The following is a 17,944-nucleotide window of genomic DNA, read 5'->3' as shown; positions in this document are numbered from 1 at the left end:
GGGACGTGACCGTGCCGTCGGCCGCGCGGGAGGAGAAGCCGCGCTGTCCCTTCAGGCCGCCCTCGCTGCGGCCGGGGGGGCGAGGGCAAGAGGTTTCTTGTACTGCTTCAATCGCCGGCCGGGACGCGGAGGGCGGCGAGGACCGGGAGGTGGTCCGTGGCCGCCCTCAGGTCCGCTTCGTGCACGCCCGGCTGGCCCAGGGGCACCCCGCAGCCCAGCACCTCGATGCCCTCCGTCGCGAAGATCGCGTCGATGCGCTGGTGGGGGTCGGCGGGCGTGGAGGTGAACTCGCCGCCCCAGGGCGCGGTCGTACGGCAGTCCTGGAGGGTACCGGCGAGCCGGCGGAAGGTGTGGCCGTCGGGGCGTTCGTTGAGGTCGCCGCCGACGACGGCGTGCTCCGCGCCCAGTGCGGCGAGGCGGTCGAGGAGCATGCCGCCCTGCTCCCGGCGCTCGGCCTGCTGGAGGCTGAGGTGGCAGCTGACCACGCCGAGGCGGGCGCCGCCGAAGCGGACCACCGCCGTGGCGAGGCCGCGCCGGTGGAGGCCGGGGGTGAGCGGGAGGAGGACGTCCTCGGTCCGCTCGACGGTGGCCCGGAGCGAGCAGAGGATCGCGGGGCCGGCGGCGGTGGCCCCGCCGGTGAGGATCACCTGGCCGGAGGCCGCGGCCAGGCGGGCGAGCTTCTTGCGCCAGCGGAAGAAGCGCGGGGCCTCCTGGACGAGGACCAGGTCGGGGGCGCAGGCCGTGATCACCCTGGCGAGGGCGGCCGTGTCGTCCCGCATCGAGCGGATGTTGTAGCTCAGGACCCTGATGACCGCGGAACCGTCGGGTTCCGTACGGGAGTTGGGGAGCAGCTCCATGTGGATCAATGTACGCCCGACGAAGCGGGGCGCGAGAACCGCCGACACGGCCTCGCGCCCCCCGTGCAGTGCACGCCGGTCACATGACGGGGTCCGGCTCCCGGGCCAGGTCCGCCGCGCCCACCAGGCCCGCCTTGTTGCCCAGCCGGGCGGCGATCACCTCGGCCATCGGGCGCCAGTTGGCGCCGACCAGCCAGCGCTTGTACGACTTGCGGATCGGGTCGAGGACCAGGTCGCCCTCGTCGGAGAGGCCGCCGCCGACGATGAACGCGGACGGGTCGAAGAGGGAGGCCAGGTCGGCGAGGCCGGCGCCGGCCCAGCGGGCCAGCTCGCGGTAGGAGTCCACGGCGACCGGGTCGCCCTGACGGGCGGCCACGGAGATGTGCTTGCCCTCGATGCCCTCGGGGGTGCCGTCGCCGAGCGCCAGCAGGACCTCGGCGCGTTCGGGGGTGGCGTTGGCGCGCTGCTTGGCGTAGCGGACCAGGGCGCGGCCGGAGGCGTACTGCTCCCAGCAGCCCTGCGAACCGCAGCCGCACAGCAGGCCGTCCGGGACCATGCGGATGTGGCCGAACTCGGCGGCCACGCCGAAGTGGCCGCGGCGCAGCTTGTTGCCGATGATGATGCCGCCGCCGAGGCCGGTGCCGAGCGTGATGCAGATGACGTTGCGGTGGCCCTTGCCGGCGCCGAACTTGTACTCGCCCCAGGCGGCGGCGTTGGCGTCGTTCTCGACCACGACCGGGAGGCCCGTGCGAGCCTCGACCTTCTCCTTGAGCGGCTCGTTGCGCCAGTCGATGTTCGGCGCGAAGTACACCGTGGAACGCTGGCGGTTGACGTAACCGGCCGCGCCGATGCCCACGCCGACGATCTCGTGCCCGGCGCGCGCCCCCTCCACCGCCGAGGCGATGGCGTCCACGATGGCCTCGGGCGTGGTGGGGGTCGGCACCTTGAAGGTCGAGAGGATGTTGCCTTCCTCGTCGACCACGCCGGCCGCGATCTTCGTGCCGCCGATGTCGACGCCGATGGTGAGTCCCATGAATCCCTCAGTTTCGGTCGAGCCCCGCTACGGCCAACCGTACCCGAGGCCCTGCCGTGCGAGGGCTTCAGTCCAGGTCGATGCGTTCGCCCGGACCGTCTCCCTCCCCCGGGTCACGCCGGCCCGGCCGGTCGTCGCCCGCGGGGTCGGCGCTGCGGGCGGTCCAGCGCTGCTCCTGGGCCTGGACGGCGGAGCGGTAGGCGGCCAGCAGCTCGCTGCCCGCCGCGGCGAGGTGGTCGAACACGTCCGGGTTGCGGTCTATGACGGGCTCGACGGCGGCCTTCGCCTGCTGGACGACCTGCCGCACCACCTGCTGGGCGGCGGGTCCGGCGAGACCGCCGAGGAGTGGTGACGGCAGGCCGGACAGCTTGTCGGCCACCGTGTCCACGAGTCTCTTCAGTTCCTCGGCGGCGGATCCGGGCGGCGGGCCGTGCCGGTCGTGGCGGCGGGCCTGCTCGGTGGCGAGGTCCTCGGCACAGGCCGTGGCCCAGGCGTCGGCGTCGGTCGCCCGCGGACGCTCCTCCTCGGCAGGGTCGGGTGCGGGGCGCTCTTCGCTCATGGCGGCTCCTGACTACGGTTCGCCTTTACGACGTTACCCGAACGGGCGTACCCGTTCACCGTCCCGCGGCGGGCCACAGGTCCGGGTCGGGGGCGAACCGGATGCGCAGCTCGCCGTCGCGCAGTGCGGCGCCGGCGACGGTGCAGCGGCGCAGGGCGGAGGGCAGTGGAACGATCCGGCGGAACGGACCCGCGGTGATCAGGAGTTCGTCGCCGCGCCGGACGAGGTCCAGGTCGTCCCGTATCGCGCCGGGCAGCGGGAGGTGCCAGACCAGGACGCCGTCCTCGGCGAGCCGGTCGGTGACGGGCCACCCGACCGGGGTGGGCGCCGGGTTGACGGCGGGCACGGCGAGGGCGGTGAGGTCGTCCGGGCCGTGCGGGTCGCGGCCCAGGTGCGGGGCGGGGTGGACGTCGTACGTCTCCTGCCAGTCGGCGAGCGTCTTGCGCTGCTGGGCGAGGAGCGAGCCGAGCCAGCTGTCGGGGGCGGCGTCGGGCAGGGTCCGGTTGGCGATCAGGGCCTCGGTGGGCAGGCCGCGCAGGGCGAGGCCGAGGCTCGCGGCGCGGACGGCGTCGGCACCGGCCGGTCCGGGTTCGGCGACCAGGCGTACGGCGGTGTCCCGGTCGGTGAGGACGGCCTCGACGGCGGCCAGTTCGACGTCCCAGCGGGCGGCCGTCTCGTACAGCCAGTCGGCGGGCATGGGGACGCCGGCCAGCCGGCCGAGGACCGGGCGCAGGGCGCGGGCGGCCTGCCGCTCGGGCGGCAGCAGGCGGCGCAGGTAGCGGCGCAGCTCCTCGGGCAGGGCGAGCAGGGCGAGGGCCTGCGGGAGCGGCGGGAGGTCGACGACGAGCAGGTCGTACCGCTCGGACAGGGCCGCGTCGCGCAGCGCGCGCAGGAAGGACAGTTCCTCGGCGCCGGGCAGCGGGGTGACCTCCTCGGCGTCCAGGCGGGCCGCGCCCAGGAGGTCGAGGACGCTCGCGGCGCGGGTCTGGAAGGCGGTGAGGTCCGCCCGGAAGCGGGCGCCGGCGTCGGGCCGCCAGGCGGTGAGGCGCTCGGTGACGTCGGCGGGGGCCGGTCCTGTCGCGGTGCCCAGTGCCGTGCCCGGGGTGTCCGTGCGGTCGGCGCTCAGCAGGAGGGTGCGGCGGCCCTCGCGGGCGGCGGTGAGCGCGGTGGCGGCGGCGACGGTCGTGCGCCCGCTGCCGCCCGGGCCCGTGATCAGGATGGTGCGCATGAGGGTGAACGGTACCGCCGGGCGCGCGGGCCGCAGCGGAGCGACTACTTCTCCCCGGACTCGACCCGCTTCTTCAGGCCCGCCAGCGCGCGGTCGATGATGACCTTCTCCGCCTTGCGCTTGATCATGCCGAGCATGGGGATCTTGACGTCGACCGTCAGCCGGTAGGTGACCTCGGTGGCGCCCGCGCCGGCCGGCTTCAGCAGGTAGGAGCCGTCGAGGGAACGGAGCATCTGGGACTTGACCAGGGTCCAGGAGACCTCGTGGCCGCCGGTCCAGGTGTAGGCGAGGGTCTGGTCGTCCTTGATGGCGCCGGCGTCCATGACCAGGCGGACCTGTTCGGCGCGGCCCTGCCCGTCGGTGGCGAGGACCTCCGCCTCCTTCACCTCGCCGGTCCAGTCCGGGTAGCGCGCGAAGTCGGCGATCACCGCCATGACGTCGGCCGGAGCCGCCTCGATCGTGATGCTCGAACTGGTGTGTTCCGCCATCGCGGTGGCTCCTCCAGATGCGGGCCGGTGGGAGAGGTCTGTGTGCGCCGGGCTGCGCACGTGTGTGCAGCGTGAAGGCTACCGCGCCGCCGACCTGCCGCCTTCACCGCGCCCGTGTGCCTCACCATTCGAGCGCCCAGGGCGTGCCGGTGCCGGCGAAGTGCCCCACGTTCACGCACTCGGTGGCGCCGATCCGCATCCGCCGTGCCAGCGGCTGGTGCACGTGCCCGAACAGCGCGTACCGGGGCCGGGTGCGGCGGATGGCGTCGAGCAGGGCCCGGCTGCCCCGCTCGAAGCGGCGCGCGACGGTGTCGTACACCAGCTCGGGGACCTCGGGCGGGATGTGGGTGCACAGCACGTCGACCTCGCCGACGGCCTCGATCTTCGCCGCGTACTCCTCGTCATCGATCTCGTACGGGGTGCGCATGGGGGTGCGCAGGCCGCCGCCGACGAATCCGAAGACACGGCCGCCGATCTCCACCCGCTGGCCGTCGAGGACGGTGGTGCCGGGCCGGACGTACTCCGGCCACAGCTGTGGCATGTCGACGTTTCCGTAGGTGGCGTACGTCGGCGTGGGGAACGCGGCGAAGAGTTCGGCGTACTGCCCCCGCACGGCCTGCTCGATGGCCGTGGCCCGGTCGGTGCCGATGCCGGCCCACAGCCGGGCGCCGAACTCCCGGGCCTCGGCGAAGCGGCGGGCGGTGCGCAGCTCGACGATGCGGTCGGCGTTCTCCTTGCCGAACAGGTCCGGGAAGATGCCGCGCGAGTGGTCGGCGTAGTCGAGGAAGAGGACGAGGTCGCCCAGGCAGATCAGGGCGTCGGCACCGTCGCCGGCGCGGGCCAGGTCGCGGGCGTTGCCGTGCACGTCGCTGACGACGTGGACGCGGGTCCGCCGGTTGCCGGAGCGTGTGGATGCCATGGCGATCAAGCGTAGGCGTGTGCGGTGGAGGTGAACAGTGCCGGTCCGGCCTGCGGTTACTCGCCGGTCGGTTGGGCCGTGGACTACTGTGCGCAAAGGAACGCCCACCTGTGTGACGCAGCGAACATCTCGCCGGGACCCCCTGTCGTAGACGCCATACCGGCGGGTAACGTCCGGGCAGTCCAGTCGTGCTCAGGATTTCAACATGTGAATCGTCATGTTGTTCCGGAGCACTTGCCCGAGCCTTGGACCGCACCGTCGCATCGCACAACGTCGTGGCGCCGGCGCCCTATGAGGAGCAGCAGTCTTGCGCGAGTTCAGCCTTCCGGCTTTGTACGAGGTCCCCGCGGACGGGAATCTGACCGACATCGTCCGCAGAAACGCCGCGCAGCATCCCGACGTCGCCGTGATCGCCCGCAAGGTCGGGGGCGCCTGGCAGGACGTGACGGCCCGGGAGTTCCTGGCCGAGGTGCACACCGCCGCCAAGGGCCTCATCGCCTCCGGCGTGCAGCCGGGCGACCGGGTGGGCCTGATGTCCCGCACGCGGTACGAGTGGACGCTGCTGGACTTCGCGATCTGGAGCGCCGGCGCGATCACCGTGCCGGTGTACGAGACCAGCTCGCCGGAGCAGGTGCAGTGGATCCTGTCCGACTCGGGCGCCACCGCCTGCGTCACGGAGCTGGACAACCACACGGCGGCCGTGGAGTCGGTGCGCGAGACGCTGCCCGCGCTCAAGCACGTCTGGCAGATCGAGGCCGGGGGCCTGGCGGAACTGGGCCGGCTCGGGCAGGACGTGTCCGACCGGGCGGTGGAGGAGCGCAGCTCGCTCGCCCGGGCCGACGACCCCGCGACCATCGTCTACACGAGCGGCACGACCGGGCGTCCCAAGGGCTGTGTGCTCACCCACCGCAGCTTCTTCGCCGAGTGCGGGAACGTGGTGGAGCGGCTGCGTCCGCTGTTCCGCACCGGTGAGTGCTCGGTGCTGCTGTTCCTGCCGCTGGCCCATGTCTTCGGGCGGCTGGTGCAGGTCGCGCCGATGATGGCGCCGATCAAGCTGGGCTGCGTCCCGGACATCAAGAACCTCACCGACGAGCTGGCCGCGTTCCGGCCGACGCTGATCCTGGGTGTGCCGCGGGTCTTCGAGAAGGTCTACAACTCGGCGCGGGCCAAGGCGCAGGCGGACGGCAAGGGCGCGGTCTTCGACAAGGCGGCGGACACCGCGATCGCCTACAGCAAGGCGCTGGACAGCCCCTCGGGCCCGTCGCTCGGTCTGAAGATCAAGCACAAGGTCTTCGACAAGCTGGTCTACAGCAAGCTGCGCGCGGTCCTGGGCGGCCGGGGCGAGTACGCCATCTCCGGCGGTGCCCCCCTCGGCGAGCGGCTCGGGCACTTCTTCCGGGGCATCGGCTTCACGGTGCTGGAGGGCTACGGCCTGACCGAGTCCTGTGCGGCGACCGCGTTCAACCCGTGGGACCGGCAGAAGATCGGCACGGTCGGGCAGCCGCTGCCCGGCTCGGTGGTACGGATCGCGGACGACGGCGAGGTGCTGCTGCACGGCGAGCACCTGTTCAAGGAGTACTGGAACAACCCGGGCGCGACCGCGGAGGCGCTGGCCGACGGCTGGTTCCACACCGGAGACATCGGCACCCTGGACGAGGACGGCTACCTGCGGATCACCGGCCGGAAGAAGGAGATCATCGTCACGGCGGGCGGCAAGAACGTGGCCCCCGCGGTGATCGAGGACCGGATCCGGGCGCACGCGCTGGTCGCGGAGTGCATGGTGGTGGGTGACGGACGGCCGTTCGTGGGCGCGCTGGTCACCGTCGACGAGGAGTTCCTGGGCCGCTGGGCCGCCGAGCACGGCAAGCCGGCGGGGGCCACCGCGGCGTCGCTGAAGGACGACCCGGATCTGCACGCGGCGATCCAGGCGGCGGTCGACGACGGCAACGCCGCGGTGTCGAAGGCGGAATCGGTGCGGAAGTTCCGCATTCTGTCCTCCCAGTTCTCGGAGGAGTCGGGCCACCTCACCCCGTCGCTGAAGCTCAAGCGGAACGTGGTGGCGAAGGACTACGCGGACGAGATCGAGGCGATCTACGCCAAGTGACGCGGGCGGTGCCTCATGGCGCGGTGTCCTCGGCGAGGACCCGCGCCATGGTGCGTTCGGCGAGGGCCGTGATGGTGACGAACGGGTTCACGCCGATCGACCCGGGGACGAGCGAGCCGTCGGTGACGTACAGCCGTGGACACCCCTTCACGCGTCCGTAGGCGTCGGTGGCCCGGCCGAGCACGCAGCCGCCGAGCGGGTGGTAGGTGAAGTCGTCCGCGAAGACTTTGCTCCCCGGGCCGAACAGGTCGTACCGGTAGATCGTGGCGTTGGCCGCGTTGATCCGGTCGAACAGCTTCTTCGCCATGCGCACCGAGACGGCGCTCTGGTCGGCGGTCCAGCCGAGCCGCACCGCCCCGGACGAGGAGTCGTAGGTGAACGTCGCCCGCTCGGGGTTCTTGGTGATCGCCAGGTACAGGCTGACCCAGTGCTCGAAGCCCATGGGCAGCGGGGCGATCTCCGCGAAGACCGGGTTGTCGGGGTTGGCCCAGTCGTCGATGCCCATCACGGGCATGGTGGCCTGGTGGGCGCCGACGGTGTCCCACACGTGGTTGGCGCGGCCGAGCATGGTGTTGCCGTTGGTGCCCCAGCCCGCGCCCACGTCGGCGCCGAGGCCGGGCAGGGTGCCGGTGTCCCGGGCGCGCACGAGGAGCTCGGTGGTGCCGAGGCTGCCGCCGCCGAGGAAGAGGTACGTACAGCCGTACTGCCGCCTCTCCACGACCGCCCCGGTGTCGTCGATCCGGTCGGCGGTCAGTACGTACGACCCGTCGCCCGCGCGGCTGACCGAGGTGACCTTCTCCAGGGTGTGGATGGTGACGTTGCCGGTGCCGAGGGCGGCGGCCAGGTAGGTCTGGTCGAGGCTGCGCTTGCCGTGGTTGTTGCCGTAGATGACCTCGCCGGCGAGCGCGGACTTCTCGGCCGTGCCGGCGGCCTCGCGCTGCATGTGGCCGAAGTCGTAGACGTTGGGCACGAAGGTGGTCCTCAGACCCGCGTTGGCGGCGGCCTTCCGGGAGGTCCGGGTGAACTGGTACCACTCGGTCGACTCGAACCACGCCGGGTCGACGGAGTTGACGCCGAGCATGGCGCGGGCGCGCGGGAACCAGGTGCCGTACATCTCGTCGGCGTCCACGCCCGGGAACTGCTCGGTGAAGTAGGACCGCGGCGGGGTGACGGCCATGCCGCCGTTGACCAGGGAGCCGCCGCCGACGCCGCGGCCCACGTAGACCGACATGGCGTCGTAGTGCACGCGGTCGAGGACCCCGGGGTAGGGGCCGATGGCCCGGTTGACCACGTCCAGCCAGAGGAAGGTGGCGAGCGGCGCCTCGGTGCGGGTGCGGAACCACATGGAGCGCCGGTCGGGGGCGCTGGTGGAGCAGAACACCTTGCCGTCGGGGCCGGCGGTGTTCCACAGCCGGCCCATCTCCAGGACGAGGGTGCGGATGCCGGCCTGGCCGAGGCGGAGGGCGGCGACCGCGCCGCCGTATCCGGAACCGACCACGATCGCCGGGGAGTTGTCGGTGGGGGCGGGTTCCGCCGCGCGGGCGGACTGGAGTCCCACGCGGGTGAATCCGAGGGCGGCCGCCGTCTGGAGTGCCGCCATGCCGAGGATGTGACGCCTGGTCAGCTGACGCTGCATCAGTTTTGCTGTCATGCGCGCAGCATGTGCGGATTTTCCGGTTCCGCCTAGGCCCGCGACGGGTTTCTAGAGCAGAGCTTTCAACTTCTCCGCCAGCAGGTCCCAGCGCCACTTCTCCTCGACCCACTGCCGGCCGCGCGCGCCCATCCTCCGGCGCAGCTCGGGGTCCTGGAGCAGGGTGACGATCCGCTCGGCCGTCTGCCCGGCCGAGCCGCCCCGGACCACCCAGCCGGTCTCCCCCTCCAGGACCGCGTCCGGGGCGCCGCCGGAGTCGCCCGCGACGACGGGCAGGCCGGTGGCGGAGGCCTCCAGGTAGACGATGCCGAGGCCCTCCACGTCGAGGCCGCCGCGGCGGGTGCGGCAGGGCATGGCGAAGACGTCGCCGGCCCCGTAGTGGGCGGGCAGCTCCGCCCAGGGGACGGCGCCGGTGAAGCGGACCGAGCCGGCGACGCCCGTCTCCCCGGCCAGGCGGCGCAGGTCCCGCTCGTAGGGACCGCCGCCGACGATCAGCAGGACGGTGTCCGGCTCGGCGGCGAGGATGCGGGGCATGGCCCGGATCAGGGTGTCCTGGCCCTTGCGCGGCACCAGGCGGGAGACGCAGACCACGACCGGCCGGTCGGTGAGCCCGAGCCGCGCGCGGACCTCGTCGCCGCCGGAGCCGGGGTGGAAGGTCTTCTCGTCGACCCCGGGCGGCAGCTGCACCATGCGGCCGGCCGCGTCCGGCGTGAGCGCGGTCGATATCCGGGAGCGGGTGTACTCGCCGAGGTAGGTGATCGTGTCCGTGGACTCGCCGATCCGGCGCAGCAGCTGCCGGGCGGCGGGCAGCTGGGCCCAGCCGGCCTCGTGGCCGTGGGTGGTGGCCACCAGCCGCTCGGCGCCGGCGCGGCGCAGCGCGGGTGCCATGAGACCGAGCGGGGCCGCCGCGCCGAACCACACCGAGGTGCAGCCGTGCTCGCGGAGCAGCCCGGCCGCCCGCCGGGTCGCGCCCGGCGTGGGCAGCAGCATGGTCGTACGGTCCCGTACGACGGTGAAGGGCTGCTCGGCGTCGAAGGCGGCGGTGGCCTCGACGCCCTCCCTGCCGCGCTTCCAGGTGGAGGCGTACACGACCAGCCGGCCGGGGTCCAGGCGGAGCGCCATGTTGTGCAGGAAGGCCTGGATGCCGCCCGGCCGGGGCGGGAAGTCGTTGGTGACGATCAGGGTCTTGTGCATCGCCGCCGACCCTACCGAATGGGCCGTCCGGCGGGCCGGGTCCGGCCGGGCCTGTGGCATGTGCACAGCCGCGCAGGACATCATGGTCGCCCGACGCGGAAATCGAACGGCAGGGGATCACGTGGACACGAAGGGTGCCTGGCGGTCCCTTGCCTGGCTGCTCGGGACCTGGGCCGTCACCCGCACGGTACTGCTGCTGTTCGTGTTCCGGGTGTACGCCTTCCCGGGCCCGGACGTCACCTCGGACGTGTCGGTGATCTACCGCGGCTGGTACGAGGTCCTGCAGCAAGGAACGTTTCCGCTGGACGACGTGACCTGGCAGTACCCGCCGGCCGCGGCCCTCGCCGTCCTCTCCCCCGCCGTGCTGCCCTTCCTGTCGTACGCGCACGGCTTCTACGTGCTGGCCTGCCTGGCCGACGCCGTCGTGCTGGCACTGCTGGTGTACGCGGCCGGGCGCCCCGAGCGCTCCGCGCGCGGGGCCTGGGTGTGGGTGGCGGGCGTGCCGCTGCTCGGGCCGACGGTGTACGCCCGCTACGACGTGATGGTGACCGCGGTGGCCGTGGCGGCGCTGCTCGCCGGGGCCCGCCGGCCGCGGGTGATGGGCGCGCTCACGGCGTTCGGGGCGCTGCTGAAGGTGTGGCCGGCGCTGCTGCTGGTCGGTGCGGTGCGGCGGCGGGCGTGGGCGGCGGCGGCGGTGACCGCGGCGGGCGTCGCGCTGCTGTTCGCGGTGTCCATGCCGGGCGCCTTCGCGTTCCTGACCTTCCAGCGGGACCGGGGCACCGAGGTGGAGTCGCTGGGCGCCCTCGTCTTCCACGTGGCCCGGCACTTCGGCTGGCAGGGGCAGGTGCTGCTGAACTACGGGTCGATCGAGTTCCTGGGCCCGCACGTGGACGAGGTCAGCACGGCGGCGCTGGCGCTGACCGGGGCCGCGTTCGGCTGGCTGCTGCTGTGGCGGCTGCGCGCGGCCCGCTTCGCGCCGCACACCCTTGCCGACGCGGCCCTGACGGCGGTGCTGCTGTTCACGGTGACCAGCCGGGTGATCAGCCCGCAGTACCTGGTGTGGCTGGTCGGACTGGCCGCGGTGTGCCTGGCGCACCGGGCGAGCCGCATGGGGCCGCCCGCGCTGCTGGTCGTCCTCGCCTCCTTCGTGACGGTTCTGGAGTTCCCGCTCGGCTTCTCGCACGTCGTGCTGAGCGACTGGTACGGCGTGACGCTGCTGGCGGTGCGCAACGGCCTGCTGGTCGCGGCCACGGTCACGGCGGGCCGCCGCCTGTGGCACGCGACCGTCCCGCGGTCCGCGGACACCCCCTTCCCGCCCCGGGCCGCCCGCCAGGAGGAGACCCCGGTCTCCCCCTGAGGGCCGGCCCGCCGCTGCGGCGGGGGGACCGCTCAGCCGAGCTGTGCCGTGACGTAGGCGCGCCAGCGGGCGGTGAATTCCCGCGGGGTCGCGCCGAGCACCTTCTCCAGGGCCTCCTCGACCGCGCCGGCCCGCTGCCCGTGGGCGCCGACGGCCCGGTAGAAGGCGCCGAGCCGGGCCGCGCCCCACTGGTCGGCGATCATCCGGCAGGCCAGCCAGCCGCCCTCGTAGGCACGGGCCAGTCCGGTGGGTTCGCTGGTGAAGGCGAAGTCCTTGTCGGCGGGGAGTGTGCGGGGCGTCTCGCCGTCCCGGACGGCTCGGGCGAGTTCCGGGGCGGCCTCGACCGGGGTGCGGCCGGTGCCGAGGTAGCCGATCCAGTCGGCGTAGCCCTCGGAGAGCCACAGCGGGGTGGCGGCGGTGGTGCGCGCCCGGGTGGCGACGTGGGTGGTCTCGTGGGTGAGGACGACCTGCTTGCCGGGGTCGCCGAGCCCGGCGTACGCCTCCGGGTTGACCACCACCCGGTCCGCGGGCGACCGGCCCGAACCGCCGGCCTCGCCGGTGGTGACGGCGGCGATCCCCCGGTAGCTGGCGGCCGGCGAGCCCAGCAGGGACGCCATGCCCGCCAGGGACCGCGGGACGAGCACGACGACCCGGCGGCTCCAGTCGGTGCCCCACGCCCCGGAGACGGCCGGGACCGCCCGGTCCGCCAGCCGGGCGTACGACCTCAGGCCGGCGGCGGAGCCCCCGGTGCCGAGCACCAGGCTGTGCGCGCCCCGCACCGCGGTCACCGTGCCCTGGTCCCACAGCTGCTGCCCGGCCCGTGCGGCGGGCCGGTCGGCGGTGACGTACCACCGGCCGCCGGCGGTGCGGCCCAGGGTGAGGGTGCGGCGGGCGTCGACGGGGGCCTTGTCGTAGCCGGCGACGCGGTAGCGCAGCTCGGCGTCGGCGGTGGCGCCGGAGGCGGTGCGGCGCACGGCGGTGACCCGGTAGCTCCAGGAGGCCAGCGGGAGGGCGCGCAGCCGGCTGTACCCGGTGCGGGTGCCCGTCGCGCCGTACGCCGTCTCGTCGCGGCCGAGGAGCGCGGCCGCGCGCCGGTCCAGCACCTGCTGCACACCGGCCCGCGCGGAGTCGGCCGCCGTGGGCCCGCCGCACCCGGCCAGCGGCAGCAGCAGGCCCAGTCCTACCGCCCCGATGCTCCACGCCCGCCTGCGACCAGCCATTTCCCGATCGTACGGCGCGCGGCGCGGTCAGGGCCGGGTGACCGAGGAGACGGGCATCATCCCGACCGGGTCGTACCGCACCGGGGCGCCGGGGTAAGGGGCGTGGATGACCTGGCCGTTGCCCGCGTACATCGCCACGTGGCCGGCGTCGGAGCGGTAGACGACCAGGTCTCCGGGGCGGGCCTGGGAGAGCGGGACCCGCCGGCCGGCGAACCGCTGTTCCTGCGAGGTGCGCGGCAGGTGGACGCCGGCGTGCGCGTACGCCCACTGCGTCAGGCCCGAACAGTCGAATCCGGAGGGGCCGTTGGCGCCCCACACGTAGGGGCGGCCGAGAGCGGAGCGGGCGGCGGCCAGGGCCGCGGCGGCGCGGCCGTCGGGCGCGGGGACGCCGGACAGGTCGGGCAGGTCCGTGCGGCCGCCGCGGGAGGCCCGGTCGTAGGCGGCGCGTTCGGCGGTGGGCAGGGCGTTGATCAGCTGCCGGGCCCGGGCGAGCTTGCGCTCCACGGTCCGCTTGTGCTCGGCCACGGCCTTGCGGCTGCGTTCCAGCTCGGCGAGGGTGCCGGCCGCCTCCGCGCGCTCCTGGGCGAGGTCGCGCAGCACGGACTGCAGCTCCTTGAGCCGGCCCGCCTGCCGGGTGCCGATGCGGTCCAGCGTGGACGCCTTGTCCAGGTAATCGTCGGGGTCGGCGGAGAACAGCAGGGCGACCGCCGGATCGATGCCGCCGGAGCGGTACTGGGCCCCGGCCAGCGAACCGATCTGCTCGCGCAGGTCGTTGACGCGCTCCTGCTGGCGCGCGATGTGGTCCTGCGCGTCCCGGACCCGGCGGCGCAGCCGCCCCGCCTGCTCGTCGGCCTTGTCGTAGGCCTGGGTCGCCTTCTCGGCCTCCTCGTACAGGCGGTCCACCTCGGCCCGGGTGTCGGCGTTCGGCGCGGCGTGCACCGGTACGGCACCGAGCGCGGCCATCGAGGTGGACAGTACGCACAGGGCTAGGGCGCCCCGGTCGAATCCGGACGGGGCAAGGCGGCGATGGGACCCCACGGCAGTCCTTCTGCTGGCGGACACAGACCGTTTCCCCGGCGCCTGGGGACGGGGAGGCCCCAGCGCCGGGGAAACGCGGCAGACAGTAGCCGTGCCGAGCGGCCCGGGCCAAAGACCTCGGAGTCAACGCAGAGTGACGCCCCGCCGCTGACGCAGGTCATGGGCGGGGCGTGGAGTCAGTTTGGGTTCCGGTGATTCGCCCGTTCGGGCGCCACCGTGTCCGGTGTGTCGCCGGGTGTCAGACCCGGACGCCGAACATGAACGGGCCGCCGATGGTCGTCATGGACTCGTACCGGACGACCGTGCCGGTGCGCGGGGCGTGCAGGATCTGGCCGTTGCCCGCGTAGAGGCCGACGTGGTGGATGTCGTTGAAGAAGAAGACCAGGTCGCCGACCTTGAGGTCGCTCTGGTTGTAGATCTTCGTACCGATCTGCGCCTGCGCCTCGGAGGTGCGCGGGATGGAGACGCCGGCCTGGGCGTAGGCCCACGAGGTCAGGCCCGAGCAGTCGAAGGAGGAGGGGCCGGTGGCGCCGTAGACGTACGGCGAGCCGAGTCTGGTCTGGGCGGCGGAGAAGGCCGCCTGGGCACGGCCGGAGGCCGGCGGGGCGTCACCGAGGTCCACGCGCTCGGTGGAGGAGCGGTTGGCGCGCTGCTCCTTCTCGGCGAGCTGCGCCTTCTCCTTGGCGGTCAGGGTGTTCAGGAGCTTCTGCGCCTCGGCGAGCTTGCTCTGGACTTCCTTCTTCTTGTTGCCCAGTTCGGTGCGGGTGGCCGAGAGGTCCTTGAGCTTCTCGGTCGCCTCGGCCCGCTCCTGGGCGAGTTCGCGCTGCTTGTCCTGGATCTTCTTCAGCGCGTCGACCTGCTGGCTGCTCAACTGGTCGAGCGTGGACGCCTTGTCGAGGAAGTCGTCCGGGTCCGAGGACAGGAAGAGCTGGACCGAGGAGTCGATGCCGCCGGACCGGTACTGCGCGGTGGCCAGCGAACCCAGGCCGTCGCGCAGCTTGTTGAGCTCCTCCTGGCCGCGGGCGACGTCGTCCTGGATGGTGGCGATTTCCTTCTGCAGCTTCTGCTGCTTCTCCTTGGCGCCGTTGTACTTCTCGGTCGCCTGCTCGGCCTGCTCGTAGAGCTTGTCGACCTTGGCCTTGACCTCGTCCTTGCCGAGCTTCTCGCTCGGCGCGGCGTTGGCGGCGTTGGCGCTGAGCGCGACGGCAGCTGCGGCAGCGGTGGTGAGCACGGTCACGCGGGTGCGGCTCGGCTGCTTGGGTCGACGGTGGGACGCCACGGAGGACGAACTCCTTCTTGTGAGTGTTCACCCGTTCGGAGGTTCGAGCCCAGACCCTAGTGACCCAGTTGTGATCAGTTCAAATCCCACAGCAAAAAAACTCGTCACGCAGTGCATTCTTTGCACACAACTCACGTGCAGTGAGTCCCGATTGACACTACGTTGCGTGACGATACGGCCAATTCGGGCATTACCTATGTCCGTTGGGCCTTCAGGACAGTCGCTTCAGAAGCACCGCAGAGGCCACCGGCCGGGCACCCGCCTTCGCGACCCCGTCGGCGACCTCCCGGTCGGTGGAGGCGACGATGACCGGACGTCCCGGCGGCTCCGCGCGCACCAGCTGGCGGATCAGCTCGTCGGCCGTCACGCCCGGCTTGGAGAACAGCACCCGCACCCCGCGCGGCGGCGCGAGCAGCACCGGCGCGGCCAGTTCGGCACCGTCGAAGACACAGGTCACCTCGGCGCCGGTCTGCGCGGCGAGCGCCGACAGCTGGCCCAGCAGCCGCAGCCGCTGCTTCTCCAGCGGCATCTGCGGATAACCGGTCTTGGTCACGTTGTAACCGTCGACGACCAGGTGCGCCTGCGGCAGGGCCAGCAGCTGGTCGAGGATCGCCGGATCGTGCTCCGACAGGGCGCGCGCCGCGATGTCCTTCGGGGTCATCCGGCCCGGCTCCACCGCGTCGACGGTCTCCGCCGGGCGCACGGACACCGGCGGCAGCGCGAGTTCGCGCCGCAGCCCCTGGGTGGCGTCCAGCAGGGTGTCCAGCAGCAGCCGCACCCGCATGTCCTCCACGCTGCGGCCCTCCCGGGCGGCCCGGCGAGTGGCCTCCAGCGCGGACTCGGCCTCGCCCAGGCGGGTCTTGAGCCGCCGGGACTCGCTCTCCGCGGCCGACACCTGCGCCTGCGCCTCGGCGCGCACGGCGTCCATCTCGCCGTGCGCCTTGCGCAGCGCGGCCTCGCCCCGCTTGACGTCGCTCAGCGCGGCACGCAGCTTGCGGTGAAGCGATTCCGCTTCCTTCCGGGCAGACTCCAGCTCCGCCCGCAGCCGTTCGGTCTCGGCGCGGGTGTGCTCCCGGGCCTGCGCCAGCTCCGCGCGCAACCGCTCCAGCTCGGCCCGGCTCTCCTCGTCGGCGCGCTCGGCGTCCGCGCGCTGGGCCTCCTCGCCGGCCGCGGTGACCAGCTTCACCCAGCCCGCCGGACGCAGCACGTAGGCCGCGGCCGCCACGTCGAGCGGGTCCGCGGCCGGGGGCGGGGAGCCGGAGTCGAGGGCCCCGGCGAGTTCCGGCTGGGCCTCCCGGAACTTCTCCCCGATCCGCTGCCGGAACAGCGGATCGGTCTCCAGCGCCGCGGCCATCGCGTTGCCCGCGAACTTGGTCCGGCGATTGGGGGCGAACCGGGCGTACTGCCTCAGCTGGGCGGGCAGTTCCGCCATGGTCAGTCCGCCGAAGCCGTCCGACACGATCTGCACGACCCGGCGGCGCACGCCGTCGGGCAGCGGACGGTCAAGCACCTCGGCGGTGCCGTCCCCCGGCCCCCCGCCCGCGGTCTCCACCATCCGTCACACCCCAATACCGGAAAATTCCTCCCGGGGCCGCTCCGCTCAGGAGCCGGCGCCCGGCCTGTCCACCAGTTCCACCTGGTTGTCCGCGTTGCACCAGCGGCAGCGGACCGACTCGATGGTCTCACTGACCACCTCGCGCTCCTCCACCGTCGGCTCGCCGGCCAGATCGAGGTGGACGTACTCGACGACCTTCGACGAGCGGGTGACGTCGAACCGGGTGAGGTTGCCGCACAGGGTGCAGCGCCATCGTGTGGTGGCCGTCGGCAGGGGAACCGTCATCGTGACTGTTCTCTTCCTTCTCGTGTCGGTCCGCGCCGGCCCCCGACGCGTGTGGCTCGTAACCCTACGGCCTGGCGGGGACTCGCCGCCCGTCCGTTCCGAGCGGCGAGGCGGTCTGTCTGCTTGCGTCCCGTTACGTCATGCTCTGTAGTCATGATCAGCACCTGGAGCAGGGCGGCCGGCCGGACGTACAGAGCGGTCCGGGGTGCCACGGCCCCGACGACGTACGGCCTGATCGGCCTGTGCGCCCTGGTCTTCGCGCTCGGCCCGGCTTCCGGGCTGGCCCCCGGGTACGGCACCGGAGAGGCGCTGCTCGCCGCGCAGCGGACGTACTTCCGGCACTGGGGGGTGGTCCCGGCCGAGCTGTTCGCCGGACAGGCCCGCGCGGCGCTCACCCCGGCCACCGCGCTGTTCGTGCACGGCAGCTGGGTGCATCTGCTCGGCAACATGCTCTTCCTCTTCGTCTTCGGGGGGATGACCGAGGAACGGATGGGCCGGGTGGAGTTCACCCTCTTCTACGCCGGCTGCGGCTACCTCGCCCTGCTGGGGTACGCGGCCGTCAACGCCGCCTCCGAGCAGTCGCTGGTCGGCGCCTCCGGGTCGATCTCCGCGGTGCTCGGCGCGTTCCTCTACCTGTTCCCCCGCGCGCGTGTGACCAGTCTTCTTCCGTTCCTGTTCTTCCTGCCGCTGCGCTTCCCCGCGTGGGTGGTGCTGCCGTTCTGGGCGGCCCTGCAGTGGCTGGCGGCGAGGCAGGCCTCGGACGGGCCGGGGGTGGCGTACCTGGCGCACCTGCTGGGGTTCGGGCTCGGGTTCGGTTACGCGTGGGTCAGATATGGCCGTACGACTAGAGTGAAAGCCGCCCCAGCTCCGGTCACCGAGGGAGAGAAACAGCCGTGATCACCGCGATCGTCCTGATCAAGACCAGTGTGGACCGGATTCCCGAGATCGCGGAGCGGATCGCCTCGCTCGACAGCGTCAGCGAGGTCTTCTCGGTCACCGGCACCTACGACCTGATCGCCATGGTCCGCGTCGGGCAGCACGAGGACCTCGCCGAGGTCATCCCGGGCCGGATCAGCAAGATCCCCGGCGTGGAGGCCACGGACACGCACGTCGCGTTCCGCACCTACTCCCAGCACGACCTGGAGGCCGCCTTCGCCATCGGCCTCGACAACTAGGG

At 72.9% G+C, this 17,944-nt stretch carries 17 protein-coding genes; 4 read left to right on the top strand and 13 right to left on the bottom strand.

The window, feature by feature from the left end; translation table 11 throughout:
* Window positions 1-107: 107 nt before the first annotated feature.
* The 6 genes from IG05_RS0136720 to IG05_RS0136695 all read right to left on the bottom strand — a co-directional run bounded on the left by IG05_RS0136720 (window position 108) and on the right by IG05_RS0136695 (window position 5,084).
* A complete protein-coding gene (locus IG05_RS0136720; protein ID WP_030348442.1) occupies window positions 108-857 on the bottom strand; it encodes an endonuclease/exonuclease/phosphatase family protein in 750 nt (249 codons plus the stop codon).
* Between the two features lie 79 nt (window positions 858-936).
* The gene (locus IG05_RS0136715; RefSeq protein ID WP_030348441.1) at window positions 937-1,890 is read right to left on the bottom strand and encodes an ROK family glucokinase; all 954 of its coding nucleotides are present in this window, start codon (window positions 1,888-1,890) and stop codon (window positions 937-939) included.
* Window positions 1,891-1,957: 67 nt separating this feature from the next.
* Entirely contained in the window at window positions 1,958-2,449 is a 492-nt protein-coding gene (locus tag IG05_RS0136710) for a DUF5304 domain-containing protein (RefSeq protein ID WP_030348440.1), read from the bottom strand.
* A 55-nt stretch (window positions 2,450-2,504) separates the two neighbouring features.
* Window positions 2,505-3,677, bottom strand: a complete 1,173-nt coding sequence (locus tag IG05_RS0136705; RefSeq protein ID WP_030348439.1) for an ArsA family ATPase — start codon at window positions 3,675-3,677, stop codon at window positions 2,505-2,507.
* 44 nt (window positions 3,678-3,721) lie between these two features.
* A complete protein-coding gene (locus IG05_RS0136700; protein WP_030348438.1) occupies window positions 3,722-4,165 on the bottom strand; it encodes an SRPBCC family protein in 444 nt (147 codons plus the stop codon).
* A 121-nt stretch (window positions 4,166-4,286) separates the two neighbouring features.
* Complete coding sequence (locus IG05_RS0136695; RefSeq protein WP_030348437.1) at window positions 4,287-5,084, bottom strand: metallophosphoesterase family protein; 798 nt, start codon at window positions 5,082-5,084, stop codon at window positions 4,287-4,289.
* Window positions 5,085-5,391: 307 nt separating this feature from the next.
* Here IG05_RS0136695 and IG05_RS0136690 point away from each other — a divergent pair, with 307 nt between their 5' ends.
* Window positions 5,392-7,188: an AMP-dependent synthetase/ligase gene (locus tag IG05_RS0136690; RefSeq protein ID WP_030348436.1), complete on the top strand. Its 1,797-nt coding sequence runs from the start codon at window positions 5,392-5,394 to the stop codon at window positions 7,186-7,188.
* 13 nt (window positions 7,189-7,201) lie between these two features.
* On the opposite strand, the gene IG05_RS0136685 is transcribed toward IG05_RS0136690, so the two are convergent.
* Both IG05_RS0136685 and IG05_RS0136680 read right to left on the bottom strand, forming a co-directional pair.
* On the bottom strand, window positions 7,202-8,839 hold the full coding sequence (locus IG05_RS0136685) for a GMC oxidoreductase (RefSeq protein WP_234336177.1): 1,638 nt from the start codon (window positions 8,837-8,839) through the stop codon (window positions 7,202-7,204).
* A 51-nt stretch (window positions 8,840-8,890) separates the two neighbouring features.
* Complete coding sequence (locus IG05_RS0136680) at window positions 8,891-10,033, bottom strand: glycosyltransferase family 4 protein (RefSeq protein WP_030348434.1); 1,143 nt, start codon at window positions 10,031-10,033, stop codon at window positions 8,891-8,893.
* A gap of 121 nt (window positions 10,034-10,154) precedes the next feature.
* On the opposite strand from IG05_RS0136680, the gene IG05_RS0136675 reads away from it, so the two are divergent.
* Window positions 10,155-11,390: a glycosyltransferase 87 family protein gene (locus IG05_RS0136675; RefSeq protein ID WP_030348433.1), complete on the top strand. Its 1,236-nt coding sequence runs from the start codon at window positions 10,155-10,157 to the stop codon at window positions 11,388-11,390.
* Between the two features lie 32 nt (window positions 11,391-11,422).
* Here IG05_RS0136675 and IG05_RS0136670 read toward each other — a convergent pair whose 3' ends face one another.
* The 5 genes from IG05_RS0136670 to IG05_RS0136650 form a co-directional block, all read right to left on the bottom strand.
* Window positions 11,423-12,610, bottom strand: coding sequence for a hypothetical protein (locus IG05_RS0136670; protein ID WP_030348432.1), 1,188 nt, complete (start codon window positions 12,608-12,610; stop codon window positions 11,423-11,425).
* A 27-nt stretch (window positions 12,611-12,637) separates the two neighbouring features.
* Complete coding sequence (locus IG05_RS0136665) at window positions 12,638-13,648, bottom strand: NlpC/P60 family protein (RefSeq protein WP_030348431.1); 1,011 nt, start codon at window positions 13,646-13,648, stop codon at window positions 12,638-12,640.
* 238 nt (window positions 13,649-13,886) lie between these two features.
* Window positions 13,887-14,927, bottom strand: coding sequence for a C40 family peptidase (locus IG05_RS0136660; protein WP_030348430.1), 1,041 nt, complete (start codon window positions 14,925-14,927; stop codon window positions 13,887-13,889).
* 211 nt (window positions 14,928-15,138) lie between these two features.
* Window positions 15,139-16,482, bottom strand: coding sequence for an NYN domain-containing protein (locus IG05_RS0136655; protein WP_030348429.1), 1,344 nt, complete (start codon window positions 16,480-16,482; stop codon window positions 15,139-15,141).
* 45 nt (window positions 16,483-16,527) lie between these two features.
* On the bottom strand, window positions 16,528-16,767 hold the full coding sequence (locus IG05_RS0136650) for a hypothetical protein (protein ID WP_030348428.1): 240 nt from the start codon (window positions 16,765-16,767) through the stop codon (window positions 16,528-16,530).
* A 153-nt stretch (window positions 16,768-16,920) separates the two neighbouring features.
* Here IG05_RS0136650 and IG05_RS0136645 point away from each other — a divergent pair, with 153 nt between their 5' ends.
* Both IG05_RS0136645 and IG05_RS0136640 read left to right on the top strand, forming a co-directional pair.
* Window positions 16,921-17,664, top strand: coding sequence for a rhomboid family intramembrane serine protease (locus IG05_RS0136645; RefSeq protein ID WP_030348427.1), 744 nt, complete (start codon window positions 16,921-16,923; stop codon window positions 17,662-17,664).
* Complete coding sequence (locus tag IG05_RS0136640) at window positions 17,661-17,942, top strand: Lrp/AsnC family transcriptional regulator (RefSeq protein ID WP_030348426.1); 282 nt, start codon at window positions 17,661-17,663, stop codon at window positions 17,940-17,942. Before IG05_RS0136645 ends, IG05_RS0136640 begins: the two co-directional genes overlap by 4 nt.
* Window positions 17,943-17,944 lie beyond the last annotated feature (2 nt).

Origin of the sequence: Streptomyces sp. NRRL S-1022 (genome assembly GCF_000720135.1) — a bacterium.
In the GTDB taxonomy this organism is placed as follows: Bacteria; Actinomycetota; Actinomycetes; order Streptomycetales; family Streptomycetaceae; genus Streptomyces.
Note: the sequence above shows the minus strand (reverse complement) of the source record. Positions and strands in the feature narration are given on the sequence as shown.